Source organism: Bacillus sp. FSL R5-0659, assembly GCF_038008785.1.
GTDB lineage: Bacteria > Bacillota > Bacilli > Bacillales > Bacillaceae > Bacillus > Bacillus safensis.
In genome coordinates, this window is the sequence record NZ_JBBOZU010000001.1 from 1,150,589 (window position 1) to 1,173,856 (window position 23,268).

Here is a 23,268-nt window from a genome sequence, read left to right on the forward strand (position 1 = left end):
TGGCTTCTCTTTTGGTCAAACAGACAGTGTTTTTGTCATTTTGACATGTGTGATTCCCGCTTCTTCAAACGGTTCAGAAACCGCTTTGTAGCCTTTCTTTTCGTAGAAAGGAAGCGCATGGACTTGGGCATGCATCACCGCTTCTTTTGCTCCATTAGCAATTGCTTCTGTTTCTAGCGCCTCTAATAGCTTAAGGCCAAGGCCGAAGGAGCGCGCCTCTTTTAACACACAAATTCTTTCTAGCTTTGCCTTTGATCCCTCAATGATCCGCAGTCTAGCGGCCGCCTGAGGCTTTTTGTCATCATTGTAAATGACAAAATGGGTGGCTTTGTCCTCTAGTTCATCTATTTCGATCTCTACTGGAACTTCTTGTTCTTTGACGAATACTTCTTTTCGAACGTAATATGCATCTTCTCGTTGTGTTTGTTCTGTTGCGATGACTGTTTTCAAATGTCTTTAACCCTCTTCTCCTAAAATAAATGTTTCATAGACGGTCCAAGATCCGTTTTCTAATTGATATAAAAGGTGGAAGCGATCCACTGTTTCTTCATGGTCAATCTTTCTCAGCTTTAATGTGCCAAGTACGTCTGAATGCTCATCATCTGATAGTTTTTGAGCCACTGTGACATGCGGAACAAAGGCATATTCAGGTGTACCAGCCAGTGGCTCTGCGTACAATCTTTCATTGAGCGCCATGATGTCCTCGTTCGGTTCTACTTTCATATAAATGACGTTGTTTACAGGAGCGAATGAACTGAATTTTTTAATACGTAACGTAATAGGAGAAGCATTTTTTGCATAATCTCTTAACGTTGAGACGACCTCAGCCGCTTCTAGATCCGTTAATTCAAAAGGTGTTCTTAATGTTAAATGAGGCGGTATGAGTGCATAGTTCGGATCATAACGCTTCCGGTAAGAGTTCGCAATATCTTGCAATTTTTTCGATGGAAATATAACAACTCCGTATTTCATCATGTTCCCTCCTGAATAAGAAAGTATTTATTATTGTTTATTATAACAAAATTCAGTTGATTAACGAATATGGGAGCATTCTTTTTAACGAAGGCGCAATGAGCGGCTGCCAAAACGTCCATTTATGATCCCCTTCGAATGTCTCAAATAAATAATCCGCTCCAGATTGTTCAAGAAGGGCCTTTAAATCATCATTCGGTTGAACAAAATCAAGCACCTGGCCATCTGTTGTTTTCACAGCGGTTTCCTCAAGCCCAATTTGATGGATAATAGCATAATGAGAAAGGGCTGTCGATTGTTTGACGGCTTCTAGAACCGACTCGTCAACATAAGGGGACTGCAAAATCAGCCCGCCAAATAAAGAAGGATAATCAATGGCTGTCATGAGGGAAATCGTCGCACCCAGTGAATCACCAATAAACGTACGCCCTGATCCAATTTGATAGGTTGGATAGTGTTCATCAATATAAGGAACCAGTTCATTAGCTAAAAAGCGTTTATACGCTTCAAACTTTGTGCCGTCTGGATGATACGTGTTCCGTCTTTCCGTAACATTTTCATAAGGGACACCAATGATAATCGAGCGTTCCATTTTTTTGTTCTGCATCAATTCTTCTGCCTGTCTGCCTATTTTGCCTAGGCGGAAATAATCATGACCATCCTGGGCAATGATGACATGATATGTATAAAGGGGGGAATAATTGACTGGCAAATAGATCAAAATGGTCATGTCCGCCCCAAGTTCTTTTGACTGTAAGGTTTCTTCTTGAATGATTCCTGTTTTCTTCACCATAATCCATTCCTCCAGCTAACCAAATTCATCATAAAGTGAAACGTTTCCATTCATTGTAACACGAAAAACAGCGTTGTTCCTATATGCTAACATGCAATCAAACCGTATAACATCGATTCTGTTATAAAATACAGAAAATTTTAATTAATCATGACATTCCCCCTTGAAAAATGAGATTTAATGGGTTACAGTATTAAAAATTAGAACAGACAGACAACACATTCTTATCGTGAGAGGTGGAGGGACTGGCCCTTTGAAACCTCAGCAACCGGTATGCATCACTTCATGTGATGTACCAAGGTGCTAAATCCAGCAAGCAGCTTTTTTGCTTGGAAGATAAGAGGAAGCGATTAAACCCCTTCTTCTTATGAAGAAGGGGTTTTCTGTTTTGAAATCAGATTTTTACTTAGGATGGTGTCAAATGACAGAACATGTGGAAACGAAATTAGCGCAGATTGGAAACCGTAGCGAAGAGGTGACTGGCACTGTCAGTCCTCCCGTTTACCTTTCGACAGCATACAGACATAGAGGTATAGGGGAATCTACAGGATTTGATTATATTCGAACGAAAAACCCAACAAGACAGCTCGTAGAGGATGCAATTGCTTCACTCGAAGAAGGGACGGCCGGTTTTGCCTTCAGTTCGGGAATGGCTGCGATTCAAACGATCATGGCTCTATTTGAAAGCGGAGATGAACTCATCGTCTCATCAGACCTATATGGCGGTACATACCGTTTGTTTGAAAACGAATGGAAAAAGTACGGCTTACGTTTTCTTTATGATGATTTTGCAGATGAAGACTGTTTACGCTCTAAAATCACGCCAAACACAAAAGCGGTCTTTATTGAAACACCGACAAATCCATTGATGCAGGAAGCAGATATTCAAAAAATAGCGAAGATTGCAAAAGAATATGGCGCTTTGGTCATTGTCGATAACACCTTTTACACACCAGTCTTGCAAAAGCCAATTACGCTTGGAGCAGACATTGTCATTCATAGCGCAACCAAATATTTAGGCGGACATAATGATGTTCTTGCAGGGCTTGTGGTGACAAAAGGAGAGCAGCTGTCTGAAGACATGTTCCAGCATCAAAACGCGATTGGAGCGGTTCTATCACCATTTGACTCATGGCTTTTAATGAGAGGAATGAAAACACTGGCTCTTAGAATGCGCCAGCACGAGGCAAATGCGAAGGAGCTGGCTGAGTTTTTAAAGAAACAGCCAGAAATTCAAGATGTGCTTTATCCAGGAAAGGGAGGCATGCTGTCATTTCGAGTAGCTAAAGAGGACTGGGTCAATCCATTTTTAAAGCAGCTAAAAACGATTTGTTTTGCTGAAAGCCTTGGCGGAGTCGAAAGCTTCATTACGTATCCTGCAACGCAAACGCACATGGATATCCCAGAAGAAATTCGCATTGCAAACGGTGTATGTAACAAGCTGCTCCGTTTCTCTGTTGGCATCGAGCATGTAGATGACCTGAAAGCAGACCTGAAACAGGCACTATCACAAGTAAAAGAGGAGGTACACGCCAAATGACCACACATGATTGGACACTCGAAACACAACTCGTTCATAATGCGTTTAAAACAGACCGTTCAACAGGTGCAGTCAGTGTACCGATTCAGCATGCATCCACCTTTCATCAAAGCAGCTTCGATGAATTTGGTCAATATGACTACTCGAGATCGGGGACTCCGACACGTCAAGCATTAGAGGATACGATTGCAGCGCTGGAAGGAGGAACGAGAGGGCTTGCCTTTGCATCAGGCATGGCAGCCATTTCAACTGCTTTTCTTCTATTATCTAAGGGAGATCACGTGCTTGTCACAAGAGATGTGTATGGTGGGACTTTCCGAATGATCACTCAAGTTCTGTCGAGATTTGGAATTGAGCATACCTTTGTGGATATGACGGATTTGAATGAAGTCAAAAGAGGTATTCAATCGAATACAAAGGTCATTTACATGGAAACACCGTCAAATCCAACACTAGGCATTACAGATATTGAAGGTATCGTACAAATTGCGAAAGAGCATGACTGTTTGACATTCTTAGATAATACGTTTTTAACGCCTGCTCTTCAGCGCCCGCTGGACCTTGGTGTGGATGTTGTTCTGCACAGCGCAACGAAATTTTTAAGCGGCCATAGTGATGTGCTGTCAGGCTTAGCCGTGGTAAAAGATGAGAAGCTGGGAGAGGAACTCTATTCACTGCAAAACTCCTTCGGTGCGGTCCTTGGCGTGCAGGATTGCTGGCTCGTGTTAAGAGGGTTAAAAACCCTTCAGGTCAGATTAGAGAAAGCTAGTCAAACGGCCTTCGAGCTAGCTTCATTTCTTAAAGAACATCCTGCGGTCAAAAAAGTATACTATCCAGGCTTAGATGATCACCCGGGTGCAGATATTCAGCGAAAGCAAGCGAGCGGAGCAGGGGCTGTTCTCTCATTTGAACTAGAAAACCAAGCGGCAGTCAAAGAATTAGTGGATGCCGTCACATTACCTGTATTCGCCGTCAGCCTCGGCGCCGTCGAATCCATTTTGTCCTACCCAGCCAAAATGTCACATGCCGCTATGCCAAAAGAAGAAAGAGAAAAAAGAGGGATTACAGATGGGCTGCTTCGATTAAGTGTAGGAGTCGAAAACGGAGAAGACCTAAAACGCGACTTCAAACAAGCACTCGATCAACTAAAGCCCGTTCTTGTGAACCAATCATAAAGAAGGAGAGAAAAAAGCCGGCACGGCCGCCGGCTTTTTGACCTTTTTTAAACAAAACCATTGACGGCTTAATATGATGGTTATATAATAGAGACTGTCAGTAATAGAAAGCCCAGAACTGATACATAACCCGATTCCGTAGCTCAGCTGGGAGAGCGCTACCTTGACAGGGTAGAGGTCGCTGGTTCGAGCCCAGTCGGAATCATCGTTGAAACCCTTGCGTAGCAAGGGTTTTTTGTTTTTATCTTTCTTCATGAAAACGTATGAAATTTGTATCGCAACGCCTTTTGAGTCACCTAATAAATGGATCAGTAACTTTTAAATCCTATATGATTTTATTTCCTTTATCTTTCCAGACTTTGCAGCACTACTAAAAATATATACATCACAGAAATCAATTTTTAAACCATTCGCTAGTAACATCACACCATTTATTGAAGCAAATTTCCCGTGTGTGATTACTTGGCAAATTTCAAGTTCGCTAACGATTTCTCTGTCCTCTTTGTACAAAGTGGAGATTAAGGCATTTCGTCCTTCAAGCTTTGTATTATCCTTTAACTGATACCAGATAATAGATTCATCCGCATATTCCTTAATAACTTCAGTCTGCCGCGTTAATATAGCTACTGTAAAATCAATGACTATTTGCTTCCTAGGAGCATTGTCACATCCTGTTGGAATGATAAGCTTTATTTCATTGAGGGAACTGTCCACTAATGTTAACCTCCTAAAAATACGTTTTATAAAAGCTTTTTGTGATGTAATTTGGATCGTCTGTTAAAGTTCAAAAAAGGCATTTTTAAACTGATATTGAATTATATCATAAAGAATTTATAGTTCATTATCTAAGATGGGAGAGATTAATTTAGAAAAACAATTAAATCCTCCCTTAAAAAGGTAGAGTAATCCACATTTTCAGGATAGAGGTCGCTGGTTCGAGCCAGTCGGAATCATCGTTGAAACCCTTGCCTAGTGTTCTGCAGTGTTAAATTCTAATTTGTTTGTGACATGACTATAAATACCTGAGGTTGTTTTAGCACTAGCATGTCCCGCTCTTTTTTGAATAGATGTACCCCACCTGTTTGGGATGGGGTATCTGCATCAATACATTCAATATTTGTCTGGTGTAATTTAAATAAATAAAGTTCGTTTATCTTAATATTTAATAATGGTTCTTCCTAAATGTTGGCCATTTTTAATGGCTTCAATTTTTTCAGGTAACGTATCGAGCGTAATCTCATTGACTAGAGTCGTTTGGGAGATATTCCATTCGTTTGCTATCTCGTTCCAAATTACTTTGCGTTTATTGATTGGTACATTTACAGAATCAATCCCTAGAAGGTTGATCCCTCTTAGAATAAAAGGTAACACAGTTGTTGTTAATTTAATTCCGCCTGCATTCCCGCACATGCTCATGCTTCCACCATAAGAAATTTGAGGAATGATCACAGAAGCCACATCTCCTCCTACGGTATCTAAGACGAAGTCAAATTTTTGCTTGTTTAATGGTTTTTTTAGCTCTCCTAATTCGTTTGCAAAAATGACATCAGTTGCTCCTAAAGATTTTGCTATATCAACTTGATTATCTTTACGCACTAAAGCAAAAATATTGTTGTACCCAATTTTAGATAATAATTGTATAGCAATGCTACCAACTCCACCAGTTGACCCTGTAACGAGTATATTAGGTTGATTTTTCGTACTCATACCATTTTCCTGTAAAGCCATGATAGAAAGAGCTGCGGTAAAGCCTGCTGTTCCAAAAATCATTGCTTCTTTTAAAGTCAAGTTATTTGGCAAAGGAACAATCCAATCCGCAGGTACTCTAGCATATTCAGAAAAACCTCCAGTGTGGCTCATGCCCATAGCGAAACCTGTGACAATCACTTGTTGACCCTCTACGAAACGATGATCTGTTGTATGAACGATAGTCCCACTTAGATCAATTCCAGGAATCATTGGATAGTTACGAATAACACCTCCATTTTTTTGAACAGCCAGCATATCTTTATAATTGATTGAAGAATATGCTACTTTAATTAATACTTCTCCTTCGGATAAATCATTAACACTTACATTTTGAAGATCATAACTAACTTGATCATTTTTTTCTGTAACTAGAATCGCTTTAAATGAATCCATTGTGTATCTTCCTCTCTAAAAATATATTACAACAAAATATTTCTGTTACAAAAGTATTTCAATTAAAAAACTACCATGATATTATAGGTGAAGTCAATGTGGGGGAGATAAAATGGAATTATCAGAGTGCATAAATTTTTTACTAAGTGTTAGTCAAAATAAAGTGTTCAAGTACTTTAGTAAACTTTTAGAGGAAAGTGATTTGACACCCGCTCAATATGGTGTGTTGAACTGTCTATGGAGAGAGGGTCAGTTATCTCCTAAACAAATTGGAGAACTTGTATATTTAGAAGCCTCAACCGTTTCTGGAATATTAGATAAAATGCAAAAAGCTGACTTAATTGAACGCACAATAGATCCAAACAATCGAAGAAATATATTAGTAGAGGCTACTCAAAAATCTTTAGTCATTAGAGATCAAGTTGAAGCAGCAACAATTGAGCTGAACAAGACAGCGCTTCAAAACTTGTCAAATGATGATAAGGTTGTACTAAAGAAAGCATTAAGTACCATTATAAATAATTTTCAATGATGTACTTTTATAAACAAGTTTCATATTAAATCGATAACTATCACAAGGCTCCTTTACAGGAGCTTTTTTCAGTTTCTTTTCGGTGCTTTGTAAATCCTTGGATGTGATAATAAATATAATATTAAGTTTTTTATGGAAATTAGGTAAGGAATGGACAAAATTCTTTCTTCAGTGGAGAAGATTCAATGTTGATGGCAGCTATTCAGAATGGTTGGCTTGATGTAAATGTTGTAATTGAAGAATTATTAATGTCGTTCAAACGCGCCGGATGCGCTGGCATTTTGACTTATTTTGCTTTAGATATGGCTCCGCGACTGAGAGATGGAGAATCTCAAAACATATAGGCAAAATGAAAACAGACCATGCAGGGTCTGTTTTTTTATGAGGAATTATTTGAGGACCTTCAGAAAAAGTATTGATGGAAGAAATCCTTTTTCATACCGATCACACATCTTTTAATAGTATCAGCATATTCAGTTTAAGAGGTTACTTACAAAATATTTAGAACTATCTTGTAAGAATCCTCCTAAATGTAATACGGACTTTACATATTTTCTATTTGTCTATACCTTTCATATCTCTGTTTGATAAGCTCTTCTGAGGATAATGGTGTCAATTTTTTTAGAGATGATTCGATCACAGATTCAATCATTTGTGCCTGTGATTTTATATCATTTTGTGCTCCACCTTTTATTTCAGGGATGATTTCATCAATAATTCCTAAATGCTTTAAATCTTTTGCTGAAATTTTCATATGTTCCGCAGCTTCTGGAGCATACTTAGCGTCCTTCCATAGGATAGATGCTGCTCCTTCTGGTGAAATTACCGAGTACCATGAATACTCTAACATATGGATATGGTTACCGACACTAATGCCAAGAGCTCCACCACTTGATGCCTCTCCAATTACAATACAAACAATTGGCACTTTAAGCGTAGCCATTTCCAATAGATTTCGAGCTATCGCTTCAGAAATTCCACGTTCTTCAGACCCTTTCCCTGGATAGGCGCCTATAGTATCAATAAATGTAATAATAGGGCGATTAAATTTATCAGCTTGTTTCATCAGTCTTAGCGCTTTTCTATATCCTTCTGGATGAGCCATTCCAAAATTTCTTTCTATATTTTCCTTTGTACTTCTACCTCTTTGATGACCTATAACCGTAACGGGCATTCCTTTAAATTTTGCAATACCACCTATCATTGCTTTATCATCACCATATAATCGATCACCATGAAGTTCGAAAAAATTTGTAAACAATAAAGGTATATAATCCAATGTCGTGGGCCGGTTACGTAGCCTTGCAATTTGAACTCGTTGAAAAGCTGTAAGATTAGAATAAACTTCATCTTGCATTTTATTTAAACGTTTTTCTAATAAATGAATTTCTGACGATAAATCTACATTATTTTCTTTCATCATTTTCTTTAATTCATCAAATTTCTCTTTTAGTTCAATAATAGGACGTTCAAAATCCAAACTCATTTTATCCTCCAAAGGTTATGACCTCATTCAAAAGACTTAGAAATAGAATCATTAAATAATTCAAAACCATCCACAACTATTTTTTGTTCTGATTCTGATAAATTATTGAGGATACGTTGATAAAATGTAAGGGATTGTTCTCTTAAGCGATTAACAGTAATGTGCCCTTTTTCTGTGAGGTGCAGAAAAAGTTCTCTTCTATTTTTTTCATTTACTTCACGATAAACAAGCCCCATTTTTACTAACTTATCTATCAACCTACTTACAGTTGAAGTCTCTAATCTAAGTTTATTGGATAGTTGCCAAACAGTTAATTTTTCCATCTCTAGTTCCTCTAACGCCATCATTTGAGAAGTTGGTAGAGGTTTTTCAAATGGTCCATTCGGCAAATTTTGAGATTCGAAAACCCCAGTTAATATAATCATTTTCTTAATATCTGTTCTTAGTTTTAAGGCATCTTCTCTTTTCAAAAGGTCAACCTCCTACAATTCATGCATCATACATCAATTGTATTATACATCAATATGATTTTTTCACAAGCTTAACATAAGCCAATAAGACAACATGGACGAGATATTTCTTCTTGTTAAAATGGTTTAGGTGGATTGTTTTCTACAAATGGCAGAACATCAATTATGTATCAGGGACCTTTATGGGGTACCGCTCATCGCAATCAAGCTAAGAAAATGAAAGTATCTCAAAAGGTCGATTTGAAGAAGCTACAGCTGCTTATTAAAAGATATTAGAAACACAACTCAAAATTTAGAGAGAGGATTGTTTGTATGATTTTTAAGAAGGATTTTACGATGATCGCTCTTACAGTGATTTCAGCTGCAGGAATGTACAGTATTGCAGCTGATCGAAACACGACGATGATTGATCCAAACTCAACATTTTAAAAAGGGGACGAACCCTTTCAGTTTTCTTTAGAAATGCACATTTTTTATCAGAAAGGCTCATCATAGAACCTTATTTAAATCAGTCTTGTTCAGGGAAGGTCTGTTTGCTTCGGATGAAGTCATTCACCTTGACAGGGTAGAGGTCGCTGGTTCGAGCCTAGTCGGAATTATCGTTAAAACCCTTGCGTAGCAAAGGTCATCTTGTAGACAAAGTTGAAAAGGACGGTATCATTGCGGACGGCGTTGACTTAATCGGCTACATATCATGGGGACCAATTGACCTTGTCAGCGTATCCACTGAGGAAATGAAAAAACGCTACGGCTTCATTTATGTAGATCGAGACAATGAAGGAAACGGGACGTTAAAGCGCATCAAGAAAAAAGCTTCAACTGATATCAGCTAGTCATCGCCACAAACTGAGAGAGTATCTGACAACTTTTTGAAAACTGACGTACTTCAATTGACAATAATCGGAAGCAGGAGGACAATAAAAGAGAAAGATGAACCAGCCACATTCCGAAAGGCGGGAAGAGCATGTTTAACAAAATGTTAGTTGCGATTGATGGATCAGACATGAGTGAAAAAGCGTTTGATGCCGCAGTGCATTTGGCTAAAGAACAGCAGGCCGAACTAAGCATCCTTCATGTGGGGAGAGAAGCCGTCGTCGCGACTTCTTCTCTGACGGGAATTGTCTATGTGCCCAAACATTTTATTGATGAAATTAGGGACCAGGTTAAAAAAGAAGGCCTGAAAATCCTTGAGAACGCAAAAGAAAAAGCAGCCGAGAACGGTGTTCAAGCTGAAATCATTTATGCGAATGGCGAGCCGGCACATGAGATATTAAATCATGCAAAAGAGAAAGGCATCAGCTTGATCGTAGTCGGAAGCCGGGGCATCAGCGGCCTGAAAGAAATGATGCTTGGAAGCGTCAGCCATAAAGTGTCGCAATTATCACCTTGCCCGGTTTTGATTGTTCGATAGATTTGTAAAAAAGCGCCCTCGGGCGCTATTTTTATCTGTTAGAAAAGGTAACTAATAAGATATCTCGATGTGCCCCATCTGCATTGGCAGTGTCGACCGGTGTTACCGCATGAAAAACCTGTTTCAAGCGGTTAATTTTCAATAATCTGAATACTACAGTTTGACAATCAATGCAGCAGGAATAAGGGAAAAATCACCCCTGTCCGGGATTAACGGCAGCACCTCATTGACACAGCTGATGGGATCTGGCATCATTTGGGCAGTTCTCGCTGCACTGTTTTATGCGTTAACAACTTTAGTGGGAAAAGGCATTCAAAACCTCAGCCCTTACACGACCAACTTCCTGCAAACTGGTTTAGGGGTTATTATCCTGATTCCGTTTATTCACTTCGGCGCTTTTACCAACCTGTCTCAAGGAAACTGGATCATGGTGGTATCTACTGGTATCATCCATACAGGTATGTGTATTTGCTGTTTTTTGATAGTTTGCGATTTTTATCAACGAAGTTTATTTCAATCATTGTCTTCCTAGACCCGGCTGTCGCGATCGTGCTGGATACCGTCTTCACAGGCTTCCGCCCAGACCTCTATCAAACACTGGGTATCGTAATGATCTTTGCAGGTATGACTTTGACGCTTGTCAGGAGTCGGGGAAAGGCAGATATGGTTGCTGAGGATAAGGATATTGAGCAAATTCACTAATAAAAAAATGTAAAAAGGCCTAAGCGGCCTTTTTTTTGATTCTTAAAATAAAATAAACATTCCAGAAAACATATTGTAATCATATTTTAATGACGATAACATGTTAAATCAATAATACACTTATTTCAAATTGCGAGGTGAATCATTGAATCACTTGTTAAGGATTTGATGCAAGTATCATAAAGGTTTTTATTGGATTTTACCATTTATTTAGCAGAAGTAACATATACGTTCTTACCAGAATTCACACCAGTAATTAAAATAATGACTGAAATGAAGATTAGCATTAACAGAGGCACAGTCCAATGATAAGTAACGTCATGTAACCAACCGAATAAAATAGGACCTATAGCTGCTAATAGATAGCCTAAAGACTGTGCCATACCAGATAATTCTGCTGCTTCTTGTATATTTTTGGTGCGTAAACTAAAAAACATCATGGCTAAGCTAAAGGCCATTCCAATGCCAATCCCAATCATTATAATCCACAGAGGTATAAAGAAAGACACTCCAAATAAAATTCCCAATAAACCAACAACAAGCAAGAGAAAAGAAATCAATACTAATATCTGTTGCTTGCTAAAATGTCCAGCTAAAATAGGTACAATAAATGTAGCAGGAAGCATTGAAAGTTGCATTAATGAAAGCATCCATCCACCTTCATTAGTATTTAGCCCTTTAGTTTCAAGAATTTCAGGAAGCCATGAAATTACTGTGAAAAATATGAAGGACTGAGTCCCCATAAACAACGTAACATTCCATGCTATCTTTGAACGCCAAAGGCTGATAGAATTTTTCTTATTTTCTTTTTGAAAAAAATCCACAGATTCTGGGTTGTTCTTTAATTGTGGTATCCAAAATATCATGGTAAGAAGAGTTAAGAATCCCCAACAACTCAGGGAGCCTGACCACTCGAAACCTAATGATGAAGAAATAGGGACGCTAATCCCTGAACCAATAGCTCCAAATAAATTCATAGAAACTGCATATACGCCAGTCATCAAACCTAATTTTTTTGCAAATTGATGTTTAATGAAGCTAGGTAATAAAACATTACAAACCGCGATAGATGAACCTATTATGATGGTACCTAAAAATAACGTGTCCACTCTACCAACAGAGCGTATTCCAATTCCAACTAATAATAATGTTATTGCTATAAACAGTGTTGATTCTATGCTGAAATGACGAGTGATCTTAGGGGCAAAAGGAGAAAACAATGCGAATGTGAATAAAACGGCTGTAGGAATTGTACCAGCTAATGTGTTAGAGATCTCAAGATTATCACGAATGGAAGATAATACTGGACCAACTGCTGTAATTGGAGCCCTAAGATTTGCTGCAATTAGAATAACACCAACAACAGTTAATATCCTCTTTTTTGTCTGCATACTCGATCTTTGCTCTTGCTCTGTTTGTGGAATTCTCATGACAGCTAAGGCCCCCCTCCAAATCTCTTATGGTTAATTGGGACAAGCAGGATTAAATGATTTGAACCTGCTTGCAAGAAATAATAACTATCGAATTGGAGAACGACAACTACCTACTTTTATTCCTAAAGCATTGTAATGATTTTTAATATTTACAACTGCGTGTCCACGTGTAACTTTATCGATTAATTTATTTATTTTTTGAAGGTTCACAGGCTTTTTTGCAACTAAGTCAGTAAAAAATTTTTGAATCTCTTTTGGATAAACATTTCCTACCATACTAGAAAGCCCATTACATCCGTTTAATATTTTTTCAGTGATATTTACATCTCCTCCAGCGAACATGATAAAGTCATCTGGTAAAGTTGTATTTTTATGGCGTCTAACATCACTCTCTTCTTTCATACCAACCAATGTAGCGTGTTTTTGATTAATAAGAGTCTGAAATGAGTCAGCACTCAATTCAAACCCTGTGCGAGAAGGAGTGTTATAAAGAACAATGTTTTTTGAGGTTTGCTCTAATAATTCATTAATGTAAGACATTGCTTGTTCTTGAGTTGGTTGAATATAAGGAGGAAATTGAATTAGAATGGAGTCGAAAACTGAATCCTCGAGACGTTCAATTAATTTTATTGCATTTTTTGTCGTTGTAGCTGATACACCAAACATTAGTTCAACATTTTTAAAATCTTGCTGATTGAAAAAATCAATAATGTGTATCCTTTCTTCAATACTCATTGAGTTTTGTTCACCTGTAGTTGCAGATACGAGTAGTGAGTCAATACCATTTTCAGCTAAATATTCAACAATTGGTTTAAATCCATCCAAGTATAGACTTTCATCTTCGTGAAACGGGGTTGGAATTGCTACATTTAAATTCTTCACTTGATTTAACCTCCTACAATAAAATTTCTATAACTTATAAAAAATGTTACTTGTTCTTGTTATATCTACTGACCTCCTTTACACGATCTGAAGGATTTCTTTGTATAAGAATTTTGCATTTAAGTCTGGCCTTCATGTAATAGTCTAGGACACTTTTTTTAATAGAACAATTCAATTATTTATATAATAACTATAGTTTGTAACTATGGTATAATTTGTATAATGATGTATATTAGATGACAATATTTAAAAATCATAAGGTTTGTACTTATAAAAAATATAATTGGGAGTCGAAAGAATGGAATTAAGACAATTGGAGTATTTTTATGCAATGTGTCAGGAACTGCATTTTACAAAAGCTGCAGAAAAGGTTGGAATATCTCAACCATCTTTAAGTCAGCAAATCAAACTTTTAGAGTATGAAATAGGAACACCTTTGTTTGATCGTATTGGTAAGAAAACGACTCTTACTGAGTCTGGAAATCTTCTGTTAAAATATACTCGCAATATTTTTCACGAAATTGAACAGGCGAAAATATCGATCAATGAATTGAATGGACTTCAAAGAGGATCAATCTCTATTGGGACATTACTAACAGTAGAGAATTATCTTATTCCACCAGCATTATTTAAATTTCATCAGCAATACCCAGCTGTTAAAATTTCTGTACTAGGTCTGCGTACTGGGGATATTCAAAAACACTTAATAGAAAATAAAGTGGACTTAGGGATTGTCTTTTTACCAATGAAAGGGGATGAATTTGAAACAATCTCTCTATACACTGAAGATATGGCTTTTGCAGTACCTGTTAAACACCCCCTAGCACAAAGCGAAATGCTGGGGCTAGAAGTATTAAAGGAAACCGCTTCAATTTTGTTTCCTGAGCAATTTTTCATCAGACAATTTATAAACAAAAATTGTAAGGATATCGGTTTTGCACCGAATCCTATTTTTGAAGTAACAACTATGCAGTCATTAATTAATATGGTGGTAGATGGCATAGGGATAACGGTCTTACCGACCCCTTATCTTGAATATCTAAGCGAACCTCAATTAAAGATTATTCCTATAAAGAACGCTCATCTTATTAGAAGTGTAGGAATCGTTTATAGGAAGGACAAACATCTAGGAGCAGCCATTCATATTTTCATTGATATATTAAAAGAGATTGCTTTTGGTTTGAACTATGTTTATGAGTCGAGAAAGAAGTAATGGATTTTTTTGGAAGTAAAAAGACTCTTAGAGAAAAAAACAGCTCTTAAGGGTCTATTTTTATATGAGGACGAGCTGATATTTGCCAGAAAAAACGATGACTAAGATTGATGATTAGGAAATCATCACCTGAAAATATACTGACAAGTCTATGTACCGTAATGTTAGAAGAGCAACTCCTATGCAGAAGTTGCCCCGTATGTCATTCACTAATTCAATGACTCAAGGTGCTAGTCATAATTTAAGTCACTGCTGTTGCAACTGATTGTGCCGATTTCTAGTTATTCCTATATCAATAAGAAAACCTTATTAGCAATAGATAATACTTAAGAGCATGAAAATAGCTGAAAATCCATACTGTAAAGGTGCAATTTTTCTCTTGAAGATTAGAGAAACACTCATATAATGCAAACTGTCAGTAGCCAGTATGGCATTGTTTACTTCTTTGTAGAAAAGAAATAAGAAATTATTTTATTTCCTCATCCATCACTTTCTTATATTTTTCAAACTCAGAATCCTTCATTTCTCCGTTCATTTGAAGCAGGAAGTTCCCTTTTGAATATGTGTGAGAGAAGAACATAGATCCAGCATTGCCCAACTCATCATAATAAGATTTTGCCTGGTTAAGGTCAGTTTCATTTCCAAATTTAAAAATCCTTCCACCAGCATTTTCGCCTAAAGAAGGAATGAGAATCCTTTTTCCTTCTTTTCTTATATTTCCAAACTCTTTTTGTTCAAGATCAGTTGGTTTTTCTGCTTCAAGTCCAGCACTTTTGAAAGCTTCAATCACGTTGTCTGTTGTGAGCTGTTTTTTAGTAGATGCTGCATTGCTACAAGCTGTTAAAAATAATAAACATGTAAAAAATAATACAAAATATTTCTTCATAGTCGATCCTCCTGATTGATAGATGCATAAGGATCTTACACTAAGTAATTTCTGTTTACTATCCTTTCGACAAAAGTAGACAAATGTGAAAAAATAAAGGAAGGGTAAAATGATAACGTTCAGGTGAATATATATTTGATAAAATATTTAGCGAGGGTAGAAAGATATGAAGTCATTTTTACTAATTGGACAATCAAATATGGCGGGGCGCGGCTTCAAACATGAAGTGCCTCCGATTTATAATGAAAGAATTATGATGCTGCGAAATGGTAGATGGCAAATGATGACTGAGCCCATTCATTTTGATAGGCCGGTAGCTGGCGTAGGACTAGCGGCTTCCTTTGCGGAGGCTTGGTGTAAGGATCATGAAGGAGAGAAGATTGGCCTTATTCCTTGTGCAGAGGGTGGAAGTTCCATTGATGAGTGGTCGCTGGATGGAGCATTATTTCGTCATGCTATAAGTGAAGCTAAATTTGCAAAGGAAAATAGCGAATTGGCAGGGATATTATGGCATCAAGGAGAAAGCGACAGCCAAGATGGGAAATACAAAGAATACTATGAAAAAATAATAAGATTATTTCATGAACTAAGAACTGAATTATCTGTGCCTAACATTCCGCTTGTAATAGGAGGTTTGGGCGATTTTTTGGGAAAAGCGGCATTTGGCGCAGGGTGTGTGGAATATCAACTGATTAATGAGGAACTACAAAAATATGCACATCATCATGAAAATTGTTATTATGTTACTGCGAAAGGTCTTATACCTAATCCGGATGGAATTCACATCAATGCGATGTCCCAGAGAATATTTGGTATAAGATACTATGAAGCATTTCGAAAAAAAGAACATATACATAAGCCATTACCAAATGAACATGAGTTAGTGTATGAATGTCATAATAGAATGAATACCTCAGCGGAGAAAACATATATAGCACTAGAAAAATTCACGTTGGGCAAGATGACTTACGAAGAGTTGTTGAAGGTTTTATCGTAGGCTAAGTGATAGACTGAAACATAATATATCTCTTGAAAGGATGATTGTGGTGGTGAAAACAGATAAAGTCTCCTCCTGAATACAGTAAATCACATTCAGGAGGAGATAAAAAATGTTTAAAAAAATAGATGGAAATTATCCGAGAAAAGAGCACTTTCATCATTATATGAAGGTAACCCGATGCTCATATAGCCTAGTTATCGATTTAGATATCACGAAATTGCATTCAATATTAAAAGAAAAAAAGCTAAAAGTATATCCTGTGCAAATTTATTTGTTAGCAAGGGCTGTGCAAAAAATACCGGAGTTTCGGATGGATCTAGTGAATGATGAACTTGGTCACTGGGATCTTCTCCATCCTAGTTATACGATTCTAAATAAAGAAACAAAGACATTTTCAAGTATTTGGACGCCTTATGACGAAAATTTTGCTCGGTTTTATAAAAGCTGTGTAGCTGATATTGAAGCTTATAGCGAAAGTAACAAACTATTTCCGAAACCTCATATGCCAGAAAATATGTTCAATATTTCAAGCCTGCCTTGGATTGATTTTACTTCTTTTAACCTTAATGTATCTACAGATGAAACTTATTTACTGCCGATATTTACGTTAGGCAAATTTAAGGTGGAAGAAGAAAAAATCATCTTGCCAGTCGCCATTCAAGTACATCATGCTGTTTGTGACGGCTATCATGCCGGTCAATATGTGGAATATTTGAGATGGCTGATAGAACATTGTGAAGAGTGGTTAAGCGATTCATTGTATACTTAATTTTCAAAGGTATAGTCATTTGATAGAAAAAGGCAGACTTAGTAGAGTCTGCTTTTTCTGTTGTGAGCAGAAATGTGTAAAGTCACGTTATGAACTGTTCTTTTTGCGGTTTCTTTTCGGTGCTTTGTCATCTCTTACATGTGATAATAAATGTAATATAAGGGAAATTAGTGGAAGGGGAATGAGGGATGGAGAAAGTGATTTCTTCACATGTTGGTGTGAAAATTAATGAATGGTATAAAATGATTCGGCAATTCAGTGTACCCGATGCAGAGATTTTGAAAGCTGAGGTAGAACAAGAAATTGAACGGATGGAAGAAGATCAGGATTTACTGATTTACTATCAACTAATGTGTTTTCGCCATCAGCTTATGCTTGATTATATTAAACCTTCGGAAAAACGATCACCTTCTGTTTCTGATTTGGTTGATAAAATCGAAAATTCAAATCATCAACTTTCTGGTATGTTGCAATACTATAATGCTTTTTTTAGAGGAATGTATGAGTTTAGTAAGAAAGAATACATACAGGCTATTCAATATTATAAGATCGCTGAAAGGCAGCTCGCACTGGTTGTCGATGATATTGAGCAAGCGGAGTTTCACTTCAAGGTAGCTGAAGCCTACTATATTATGAAACAAACTCATGTTTCTATGCATCACATCATAAAGGCCTTAGACATCTATAAGCAGCATGAACAATATAAAGTTCGCCAAATACAAAGCTTGATTGTTATTGCAGGAAATTATGATGATTTCAAGCGATATGACAAGTCATTAGAGCACCTAAATACAGCTTTTTCTATAGCAGAAAAGCTCGCCGATAATATGTTAATTGCTAAAATTCTATTGAACATAGCGAATACATATGATCGACAACAAAAGTACACTGAAGCAATCATACGCTACAGAGAAGTTTTAGACATTATTACACCACGAAGTATTGATATAAAACCAATCACCCTATTTAGTTTAAGTTGGTCGTTGTATAAGTCTAGTCACCATGAAGAAGCCGCTTCACTCGTAGAAGATGGTCTTAAGTGCTCCTTAGAGAGAAATGATTCGTTGTGTTTGATGTTATTTAAAGCTTTAAAAGCGATTTATATAAATGCTAATGAGAAAGCAATTCAGGAAGTGCTAGATTATTTTGAGGAAAAGCAACTATATGTCTATGTCGAGGCATTTGCTCAAAGTATCGGATTATCTTCTGAAAAAAAGGGGGAATTTGAAAAAGCTGCCGAATATTATAGAAAGGCTCTTAAAGCTCAAAATGATATTCAAAAAGGAGAGTGTCTGTATGATTATTAAAAAATTACTAGTCATTGTATCCATTGTATTGTTAAGTGTTTCAACAGCAGAAACTTTGAAAATCATTGGAACAAAATCAATTCGGAATACAACAATGGAGGAACAACAAAAATCAAATCGAAATACGACTATAATTGATCGAAATACAACCTCTGAAAACGTATAGACAAGATTAAAACAGACTTTAATAGTCTGTTTTTTTATGAAGTAGAATGAGCAATTGAACAGTTTGTCAATGTTATACTAACCTCAATAGATATAGGGAGGTATCCACTTTGAAATCATTCTGGGAGAAAAAAGAAGAGAGTCCTTTCACGTTAGAAAAGGTAGATGAGGAAAAAATTCGTGAAGCAGAGGGGACACTTGGTGTCACTTTACCTGCTACATACAAAAAGCTCATTTTAGATTGGAACGGTGGTTTTACAGTGCGTAATGCTTTTCCAACCGAAAAACCGAACTCATGGGCAGATGATCATGTTCAATTTGACCATCTAAGAGGAATCGCCAAAGGTAATGGAATTATGACTAGCCCTCAGTTAAGTGATGAATTGGAGTTGCCGGAGGGGCTTGTGATCATCAGCGGAGAGGAAGATACATGGATCGCAATGGATTATCGAGAAACGAAGGAACACCCGCCTATTCACTATTTTGATTTAGAGATGGGAGTCGATTTTAAACTGGCGGATATTTTCGATGATTTCATTGAGCAGTTATATACAGCTGAAGATGCGATGATCGAGATTGTAGAGATTGATGAGGAATCTTCGGATTTGTATGTCAGTAAAGAAGAGCTTGAACAAATTTTTGAGAGACAAGACCTTCGTCAGCAGAACCTCTTTAAAATGGCACATTATCCAATGGAAGACATTGAAGAGATTGAATGGTTTTTCGATCGCATGAAACAAAGCATCAAACATATAAAAGATCAGAATGTTTTGTATGAGGCGGCCACGACGGTTCACTCCATTCTTTTGTTAAATCCAGATATGCCGAGGAATGACCGTATCAATCAAGAGCTGAAAGAAATTGCTGAGTTTCTAGAAAAGAGTGGAGAGTCTCTTACCGTCCTTTTGGGAGAAGACATTCATCCAGTGAAAAAACGATAGTGAAAGAATAAAAGCCCTTAAAAGGCAATTAGCCAGCATTATAGAAAAGTTCTATTTGAAGGTTGATCAAAAACGCTTTTTATTTTCTTCTTTATCTGTCTTGAGGTATGAGTTACAATCTATCCAAAATCCATTAAAATAAAGAAAAACTGATAAAGGAGCAACCACATGAATTTTAATTTAAATGAAGCTTTGGATATGTTGAGTCGAACTCCTCACACGTTAGAAAGTCTTTTGTCGGGTTTATCGAAGGATTGGCTTCACAGCCGTGAAGGGGAGGGGACGTGGAATCCAGTTGAAGTCATTGAACATTTGATTGAAGCAGAGAAATTCAACTGGATTCCTCGATTAAATGTGATTCTAGCTGATGGAGAGAATACACCATTTCCTGCGTTTGACCGCTACTCTCATTTGAACCAATCTGAAAGACAGATAGAACAAGCATTATCTGAGTTTCATCATATGCGGATGGAGAATGTGGCATACATTCAGCGTATGACACATTCAGGCCTTGATTTAGAAAAAAAGGGCGTTCACCCGGAGTTTGGGGTCGTGAAAGTGAGCGAATTACTTTCTGCGTGGGTTGTCCATGATTTCACACATATGTCCCAGATTGTTCGGGTCATGGCGGAACGATATCGAACCGATGTGGGCCCATGGAGCGCTTATTTAGGGATTTTGAATAGGAAATAAATGTTTAATGGTGCTTGGCGGCCCACTCAGATTGAAGCATGGCATATTGATATTCATCGACCCAATGTCCCTTCGACATATAATTTTGCAGCAAATGTCCTTCGCGTCTCATATCTAAACGTTCCATCACTCGAATGGATTTTTCGTTGCGCACATCTGTAAAGGCAATGATTTTATGTTTGTTTAGTGTTATAAAAATATATTCGAAAATTGCACTCAGAGCTTCATGAATATAGCCCATTCCTTGGTATTCAGGCGCGAGTGTAAAACCTATTTCAACAATTCTCGGCTCACTGTCAAGTGTATGAATGGCGCAATCTCCTATCAGCTGATTGGATTCAGATAAGGCAATAGCGTATTGAAACCACGTCCCCGGTTGATTAGGTTTTTGTGTCATTTGATGTTGAACAAATGATTCAGCATCTTCGTACGTGTAGTTTTCCCAAGATTGAAATTTTGCAATAGAGGGATTTGCTCGGTATTGATAAAATGCTTCAATATCCTGCCTGTCAAATTGGCGAATAACAACCCGGTTTGTTCTTGTAAATATGCTGTTTGCATTCTTCATGTGTTAACCTCACTTTTTAGTTTGTTCTTGATTTGAAAAAGTCTATCAGCCATTCAGATAGCTGCTGTTGTGCTTTGCTGACAAATCGATCTGCATAATAAATTAATTCCAAGTGCCGGACAGGTGCTGGCTCAGCAATAGGAATTGAAACAATATTGGACCACGTCGAATGTTGTTTTAGTAATCCTCTTGGCTGAATGGTTGCACCGATCCCGGCTTCAACCAGCTGCAATAGCGAAAATGCGGATCCAACCTCCATGGCAGTGTCTAGTTCAACACCCTGTTCTTTACATACGTCATCTACTAAATCCCTTCCTAGATATCCCTTCGGATACATGACCAACGTATGCTGAGTCAGCTCTTCCAATGTCACTTCACTCTTTTGGGCTAAATCACTTTTTGAATGAACAAATAATTCGTATGGCTCACTCCCAAGTGGAATTTGAACGAGACGCTTATCTGCAGGCCCTCGCAGCCCGATGCCGAGATCCACTTTATGCGAAAGGACTTCTTCACGCACGAAGATATTTGAATATGCCTTCAGATTGGTTTCGGGATAAAGGGTTTTAAATTCTACAAAAAGTGGAACCAGCTGAAAATCAAGATCGGATGGGAGTACTGCGAGACGAACGGTTCCTCGTTTTTCCGATAATAGTTCTTTCATCGCATTTTTTGCATCTCTTTCAGCTTGAAGCATTTTCATGCCATATTGATAAAGCAGCGAACCGGCTTCGGTAGCCACGACTTTTTTGCCGATTCGATCAAAGAGCGGCATCCCAACTTCTGCTTCAAGCAGTCGAATTTGCTGGCTAAGTGTCGGCTGTGAAATGCCTAGCTCCTCAGCAGCCTTTGTAAAATGCAAATGATGATATACAGCCATAAAATAGGTAATATGCCGGGTATCCATTTGTCCTCCTTTCATAAATGATAGCCTTTTCCTATCATCATAATACGATTTATTGTATTGATCAATGGATGCAGCAGTTTTATACTCAAAGTAACCTTAACGAGAGGAAAGAAGGGTATTGATGAAAAAAATATATTATTTAGCCGCTTTATTTTTAGCAGCATTAAACTTACGTCCCATCATTACGTCCGTGGCTTCCATGATGAGCATGATTCAATCAGAGCTTGGTGTAAACGCACTGACAGCAAGTCTTTTGACCACTTTGCCTGTCCTTTGTATGGGGGTATTTGCTCCTGTTGCGACGATACTCAGCCGGCGTTTTGGTTTAGAAAGAACGCTGTTTTTCTCAATTCTTCTTATCACGATTGCCACCGCACTGCGTGGTACAAGCCAATCGGTTGCTATCCTGCTCATGACTGCGTTCGCAGGAGGGGTAGGGATTAGCTTTGCGGGTCCTTTATTGTCTAGTTTTATTAAAAAATATTTCCCGAGAAATCCTGGTATTGTTAGTGTGTATTCAATTTCGATGACAATAGGTGCAGCGCTCGCTTCCGGCTTCACCATTCCGATTTATCTACGCAGTCAGCATCACCTTACGTTAGCTTTGTCCTGCTGGGCGATTCTAGGGGTGATTGCCCTTATTCTATGGGTCGGTTTAGTTCGCAAAAATGAGCAAAGTGATCATGTAACCTTGCCGTTAAAATTGCCGCTGAGAAACAAAAAGGCAATTCAATTCACCTTGTTCTTTGGCTTTATGTCTAGTATGTTTTATTCTTTGACGGCATGGATTTCACCGATTGCTCTTAGCTTTGGAAACAGTCCGCAATATGCTGCCATGCTGCTGACCATATTTACACTCATTCAGATTCCAGTGGCACTACTCGTTCCAGCGGTCGTTACTCGATTAGGAAAACCGAAATTATTTCTCATCTTATGCAGTCTGTCTGAACTCATTGGCCTTATCTTTCTTCTTCTGCCAATGCCGATCTTGCCAGCCGTCATTTTCCTAGGTATGGGTGCAGGTGGATTATTTCCTTTAGCGCTTATGCTCCCGATTATGGAGACGAATACTCCAGAGGAAGCCGGAACCTGGTCAGCGATGTCGCAGATGGGCGGGTACATTGTAGGTGGATTCGGTCCATTTTTCATTGGCTTGGTTTTCGATCTAAGCGGACATTTTTATGCTTCTATTGTGGCAATGGTTGTCATCGTCATGCTGATGATTGGCGTTCAGTTATCCATGAACCTTGGTAAAAAACGCGAAGTGGGATCCAATTAAAG

24 protein-coding genes, 1 tRNA gene, 3 pseudogenes and 1 riboswitch are annotated in these 23,268 nt (G+C 37.8%); of the genes and pseudogenes, 16 read left to right on the forward strand and 12 right to left on the reverse strand.

Going from position 1 to position 23,268, the window contains the following annotated elements:
• Positions 1–15: 15 nt before the first annotated feature.
• The 3 genes from NSQ72_RS05735 to NSQ72_RS05745 are packed head-to-tail and all read right to left on the reverse strand — an operon-like array spanning position 16 to position 1,765.
• Positions 16–450 carry a GNAT family N-acetyltransferase gene (locus NSQ72_RS05735; protein ID WP_039177857.1) on the reverse strand — a complete coding sequence of 145 codons (435 nt, stop codon included), beginning with the start codon at positions 448–450 and terminating at the stop codon, positions 16–18.
• Positions 451–456: 6 nt separating this feature from the next.
• Positions 457–972 (reverse strand): YjcG family protein, encoded by a 516-nt coding sequence (locus NSQ72_RS05740; RefSeq protein ID WP_039177859.1) that lies wholly within the window; start codon positions 970–972, stop codon positions 457–459.
• A 52-nt stretch (positions 973–1,024) separates the two neighbouring features.
• The gene (locus NSQ72_RS05745) at positions 1,025–1,765 is read right to left on the reverse strand and encodes an alpha/beta hydrolase (RefSeq protein WP_341083534.1); all 741 of its coding nucleotides are present in this window, start codon (positions 1,763–1,765) and stop codon (positions 1,025–1,027) included.
• A 221-nt stretch (positions 1,766–1,986) separates the two neighbouring features.
• Positions 1,987–2,108: riboswitch (SAM riboswitch) on the forward strand.
• Positions 2,109–2,186: 78 nt separating this feature from the next.
• Between NSQ72_RS05745 and NSQ72_RS05750 the strand changes: the two genes are divergently transcribed.
• The 3 genes from NSQ72_RS05750 to NSQ72_RS05760 all read left to right on the forward strand — a co-directional run bounded on the left by NSQ72_RS05750 (position 2,187) and on the right by NSQ72_RS05760 (position 4,685).
• Positions 2,187–3,305, forward strand: coding sequence for a methionine biosynthesis PLP-dependent protein (locus NSQ72_RS05750; protein WP_041089888.1), 1,119 nt, complete (start codon positions 2,187–2,189; stop codon positions 3,303–3,305).
• Positions 3,302–4,480: a cystathionine beta-lyase gene (gene metC, locus NSQ72_RS05755; protein ID WP_341083537.1), complete on the forward strand. Its 1,179-nt coding sequence runs from the start codon at positions 3,302–3,304 to the stop codon at positions 4,478–4,480. Before NSQ72_RS05750 ends, metC begins: the two co-directional genes overlap by 4 nt.
• Positions 4,481–4,612: 132 nt before the next feature.
• Positions 4,613–4,685, forward strand: a tRNA-Val gene (locus NSQ72_RS05760).
• A 113-nt stretch (positions 4,686–4,798) separates the two neighbouring features.
• Here the strand turns inward: NSQ72_RS05760 and NSQ72_RS05765 are convergent.
• On the reverse strand, positions 4,799–5,194 hold the full coding sequence (locus tag NSQ72_RS05765) for a hypothetical protein (protein WP_039177866.1): 396 nt from the start codon (positions 5,192–5,194) through the stop codon (positions 4,799–4,801).
• A gap of 441 nt (positions 5,195–5,635) precedes the next feature.
• Complete coding sequence (locus tag NSQ72_RS05770; RefSeq protein ID WP_126681994.1) at positions 5,636–6,622, reverse strand: YhdH/YhfP family quinone oxidoreductase; 987 nt, start codon at positions 6,620–6,622, stop codon at positions 5,636–5,638.
• Between the two features lie 112 nt (positions 6,623–6,734).
• Between NSQ72_RS05770 and NSQ72_RS05775 the strand changes: the two genes are divergently transcribed.
• Together NSQ72_RS05775 and NSQ72_RS05780 are read left to right on the forward strand one after the other, a co-directional pair.
• Positions 6,735–7,154, forward strand: coding sequence for a MarR family winged helix-turn-helix transcriptional regulator (locus NSQ72_RS05775; RefSeq protein WP_039177869.1), 420 nt, complete (start codon positions 6,735–6,737; stop codon positions 7,152–7,154).
• A gap of 182 nt (positions 7,155–7,336) precedes the next feature.
• A pseudogene (locus tag NSQ72_RS05780) lies at positions 7,337–7,498 on the forward strand (porphobilinogen synthase); the annotation flags it as partial.
• 200 nt (positions 7,499–7,698) lie between these two features.
• Here the strand turns inward: NSQ72_RS05780 and NSQ72_RS05785 are convergent.
• Positions 7,699–8,640, reverse strand: coding sequence for an acetyl-CoA carboxylase carboxyltransferase subunit alpha (locus NSQ72_RS05785; RefSeq protein WP_064498318.1), 942 nt, complete (start codon positions 8,638–8,640; stop codon positions 7,699–7,701).
• A gap of 23 nt (positions 8,641–8,663) precedes the next feature.
• Complete coding sequence (locus NSQ72_RS05790) at positions 8,664–9,110, reverse strand: MarR family winged helix-turn-helix transcriptional regulator (protein ID WP_341083540.1); 447 nt, start codon at positions 9,108–9,110, stop codon at positions 8,664–8,666.
• A 632-nt stretch (positions 9,111–9,742) separates the two neighbouring features.
• Here NSQ72_RS05790 and NSQ72_RS05795 point away from each other — a divergent pair.
• From NSQ72_RS05795 to NSQ72_RS05805, 3 genes and pseudogenes are all read left to right on the forward strand, one after another.
• Positions 9,743–9,960, forward strand: a pseudogene (locus NSQ72_RS05795) (family 1 glycosylhydrolase); the annotation flags it as partial.
• Between the two features lie 114 nt (positions 9,961–10,074).
• The gene (locus NSQ72_RS05800) at positions 10,075–10,521 is read left to right on the forward strand and encodes a universal stress protein (RefSeq protein ID WP_039177876.1); all 447 of its coding nucleotides are present in this window, start codon (positions 10,075–10,077) and stop codon (positions 10,519–10,521) included.
• Positions 10,522–10,720: 199 nt separating this feature from the next.
• Positions 10,721–11,223, forward strand: a pseudogene (locus tag NSQ72_RS05805) (DMT family transporter); the annotation flags it as partial.
• Positions 11,224–11,429: 206 nt separating this feature from the next.
• Here the strand turns inward: NSQ72_RS05805 and NSQ72_RS05810 are convergent.
• A complete protein-coding gene (locus tag NSQ72_RS05810) occupies positions 11,430–12,653 on the reverse strand; it encodes a CynX/NimT family MFS transporter (RefSeq protein ID WP_341083542.1) in 1,224 nt (407 codons plus the stop codon).
• An 87-nt stretch (positions 12,654–12,740) separates the two neighbouring features.
• Positions 12,741–13,538 (reverse strand): dihydrodipicolinate synthase family protein, encoded by a 798-nt coding sequence (locus NSQ72_RS05815; protein WP_341083545.1) that lies wholly within the window; start codon positions 13,536–13,538, stop codon positions 12,741–12,743.
• 298 nt (positions 13,539–13,836) lie between these two features.
• On the opposite strand from NSQ72_RS05815, the gene NSQ72_RS05820 reads away from it, so the two are divergent.
• Positions 13,837–14,751 (forward strand): LysR family transcriptional regulator, encoded by a 915-nt coding sequence (locus NSQ72_RS05820; protein ID WP_039177878.1) that lies wholly within the window; start codon positions 13,837–13,839, stop codon positions 14,749–14,751.
• 466 nt (positions 14,752–15,217) lie between these two features.
• Here the strand turns inward: NSQ72_RS05820 and NSQ72_RS05825 are convergent, their stop codons facing one another.
• Positions 15,218–15,637 (reverse strand): stress protein, encoded by a 420-nt coding sequence (locus NSQ72_RS05825; RefSeq protein ID WP_341083547.1) that lies wholly within the window; start codon positions 15,635–15,637, stop codon positions 15,218–15,220.
• A 166-nt stretch (positions 15,638–15,803) separates the two neighbouring features.
• On the opposite strand from NSQ72_RS05825, the gene NSQ72_RS05830 reads away from it, so the two are divergent.
• The 6 genes from NSQ72_RS05830 to NSQ72_RS05855 all read left to right on the forward strand — a co-directional run bounded on the left by NSQ72_RS05830 (position 15,804) and on the right by NSQ72_RS05855 (position 20,512).
• Positions 15,804–16,634, forward strand: coding sequence for a sialate O-acetylesterase (locus NSQ72_RS05830; RefSeq protein WP_341083548.1), 831 nt, complete (start codon positions 15,804–15,806; stop codon positions 16,632–16,634).
• A gap of 112 nt (positions 16,635–16,746) precedes the next feature.
• Complete coding sequence (gene catA / locus NSQ72_RS05835; protein ID WP_341083550.1) at positions 16,747–17,406, forward strand: type A chloramphenicol O-acetyltransferase; 660 nt, start codon at positions 16,747–16,749, stop codon at positions 17,404–17,406.
• 188 nt (positions 17,407–17,594) lie between these two features.
• Complete coding sequence (locus NSQ72_RS05840) at positions 17,595–18,713, forward strand: Rap family tetratricopeptide repeat protein (protein ID WP_341083551.1); 1,119 nt, start codon at positions 17,595–17,597, stop codon at positions 18,711–18,713.
• Positions 18,703–18,879 carry a hypothetical protein gene (locus NSQ72_RS05845; protein WP_034621741.1) on the forward strand — a complete coding sequence of 59 codons (177 nt, stop codon included), beginning with the start codon at positions 18,703–18,705 and terminating at the stop codon, positions 18,877–18,879. Before NSQ72_RS05840 ends, NSQ72_RS05845 begins: the two co-directional genes overlap by 11 nt.
• A gap of 109 nt (positions 18,880–18,988) precedes the next feature.
• Positions 18,989–19,819 carry an SMI1/KNR4 family protein gene (locus tag NSQ72_RS05850; protein ID WP_341083553.1) on the forward strand — a complete coding sequence of 277 codons (831 nt, stop codon included), beginning with the start codon at positions 18,989–18,991 and terminating at the stop codon, positions 19,817–19,819.
• 168 nt (positions 19,820–19,987) lie between these two features.
• On the forward strand, positions 19,988–20,512 hold the full coding sequence (locus tag NSQ72_RS05855; protein WP_039177893.1) for a DinB family protein: 525 nt from the start codon (positions 19,988–19,990) through the stop codon (positions 20,510–20,512).
• Positions 20,513–20,516: 4 nt separating this feature from the next.
• On the opposite strand, the gene NSQ72_RS05860 is transcribed toward NSQ72_RS05855, so the two are convergent.
• Complete coding sequence (locus tag NSQ72_RS05860) at positions 20,517–21,080, reverse strand: GNAT family N-acetyltransferase (protein ID WP_341083555.1); 564 nt, start codon at positions 21,078–21,080, stop codon at positions 20,517–20,519.
• Between the two features lie 16 nt (positions 21,081–21,096).
• Entirely contained in the window at positions 21,097–21,987 is an 891-nt protein-coding gene (locus NSQ72_RS05865; protein WP_445285739.1) for a LysR family transcriptional regulator, read from the reverse strand.
• A 121-nt stretch (positions 21,988–22,108) separates the two neighbouring features.
• On the opposite strand from NSQ72_RS05865, the gene NSQ72_RS05870 reads away from it, so the two are divergent.
• Positions 22,109–23,266, forward strand: a complete 1,158-nt coding sequence (locus NSQ72_RS05870; RefSeq protein WP_059377839.1) for an MFS transporter — start codon at positions 22,109–22,111, stop codon at positions 23,264–23,266.
• The last annotated feature ends 2 nt before the right edge of the window (positions 23,267–23,268 follow it).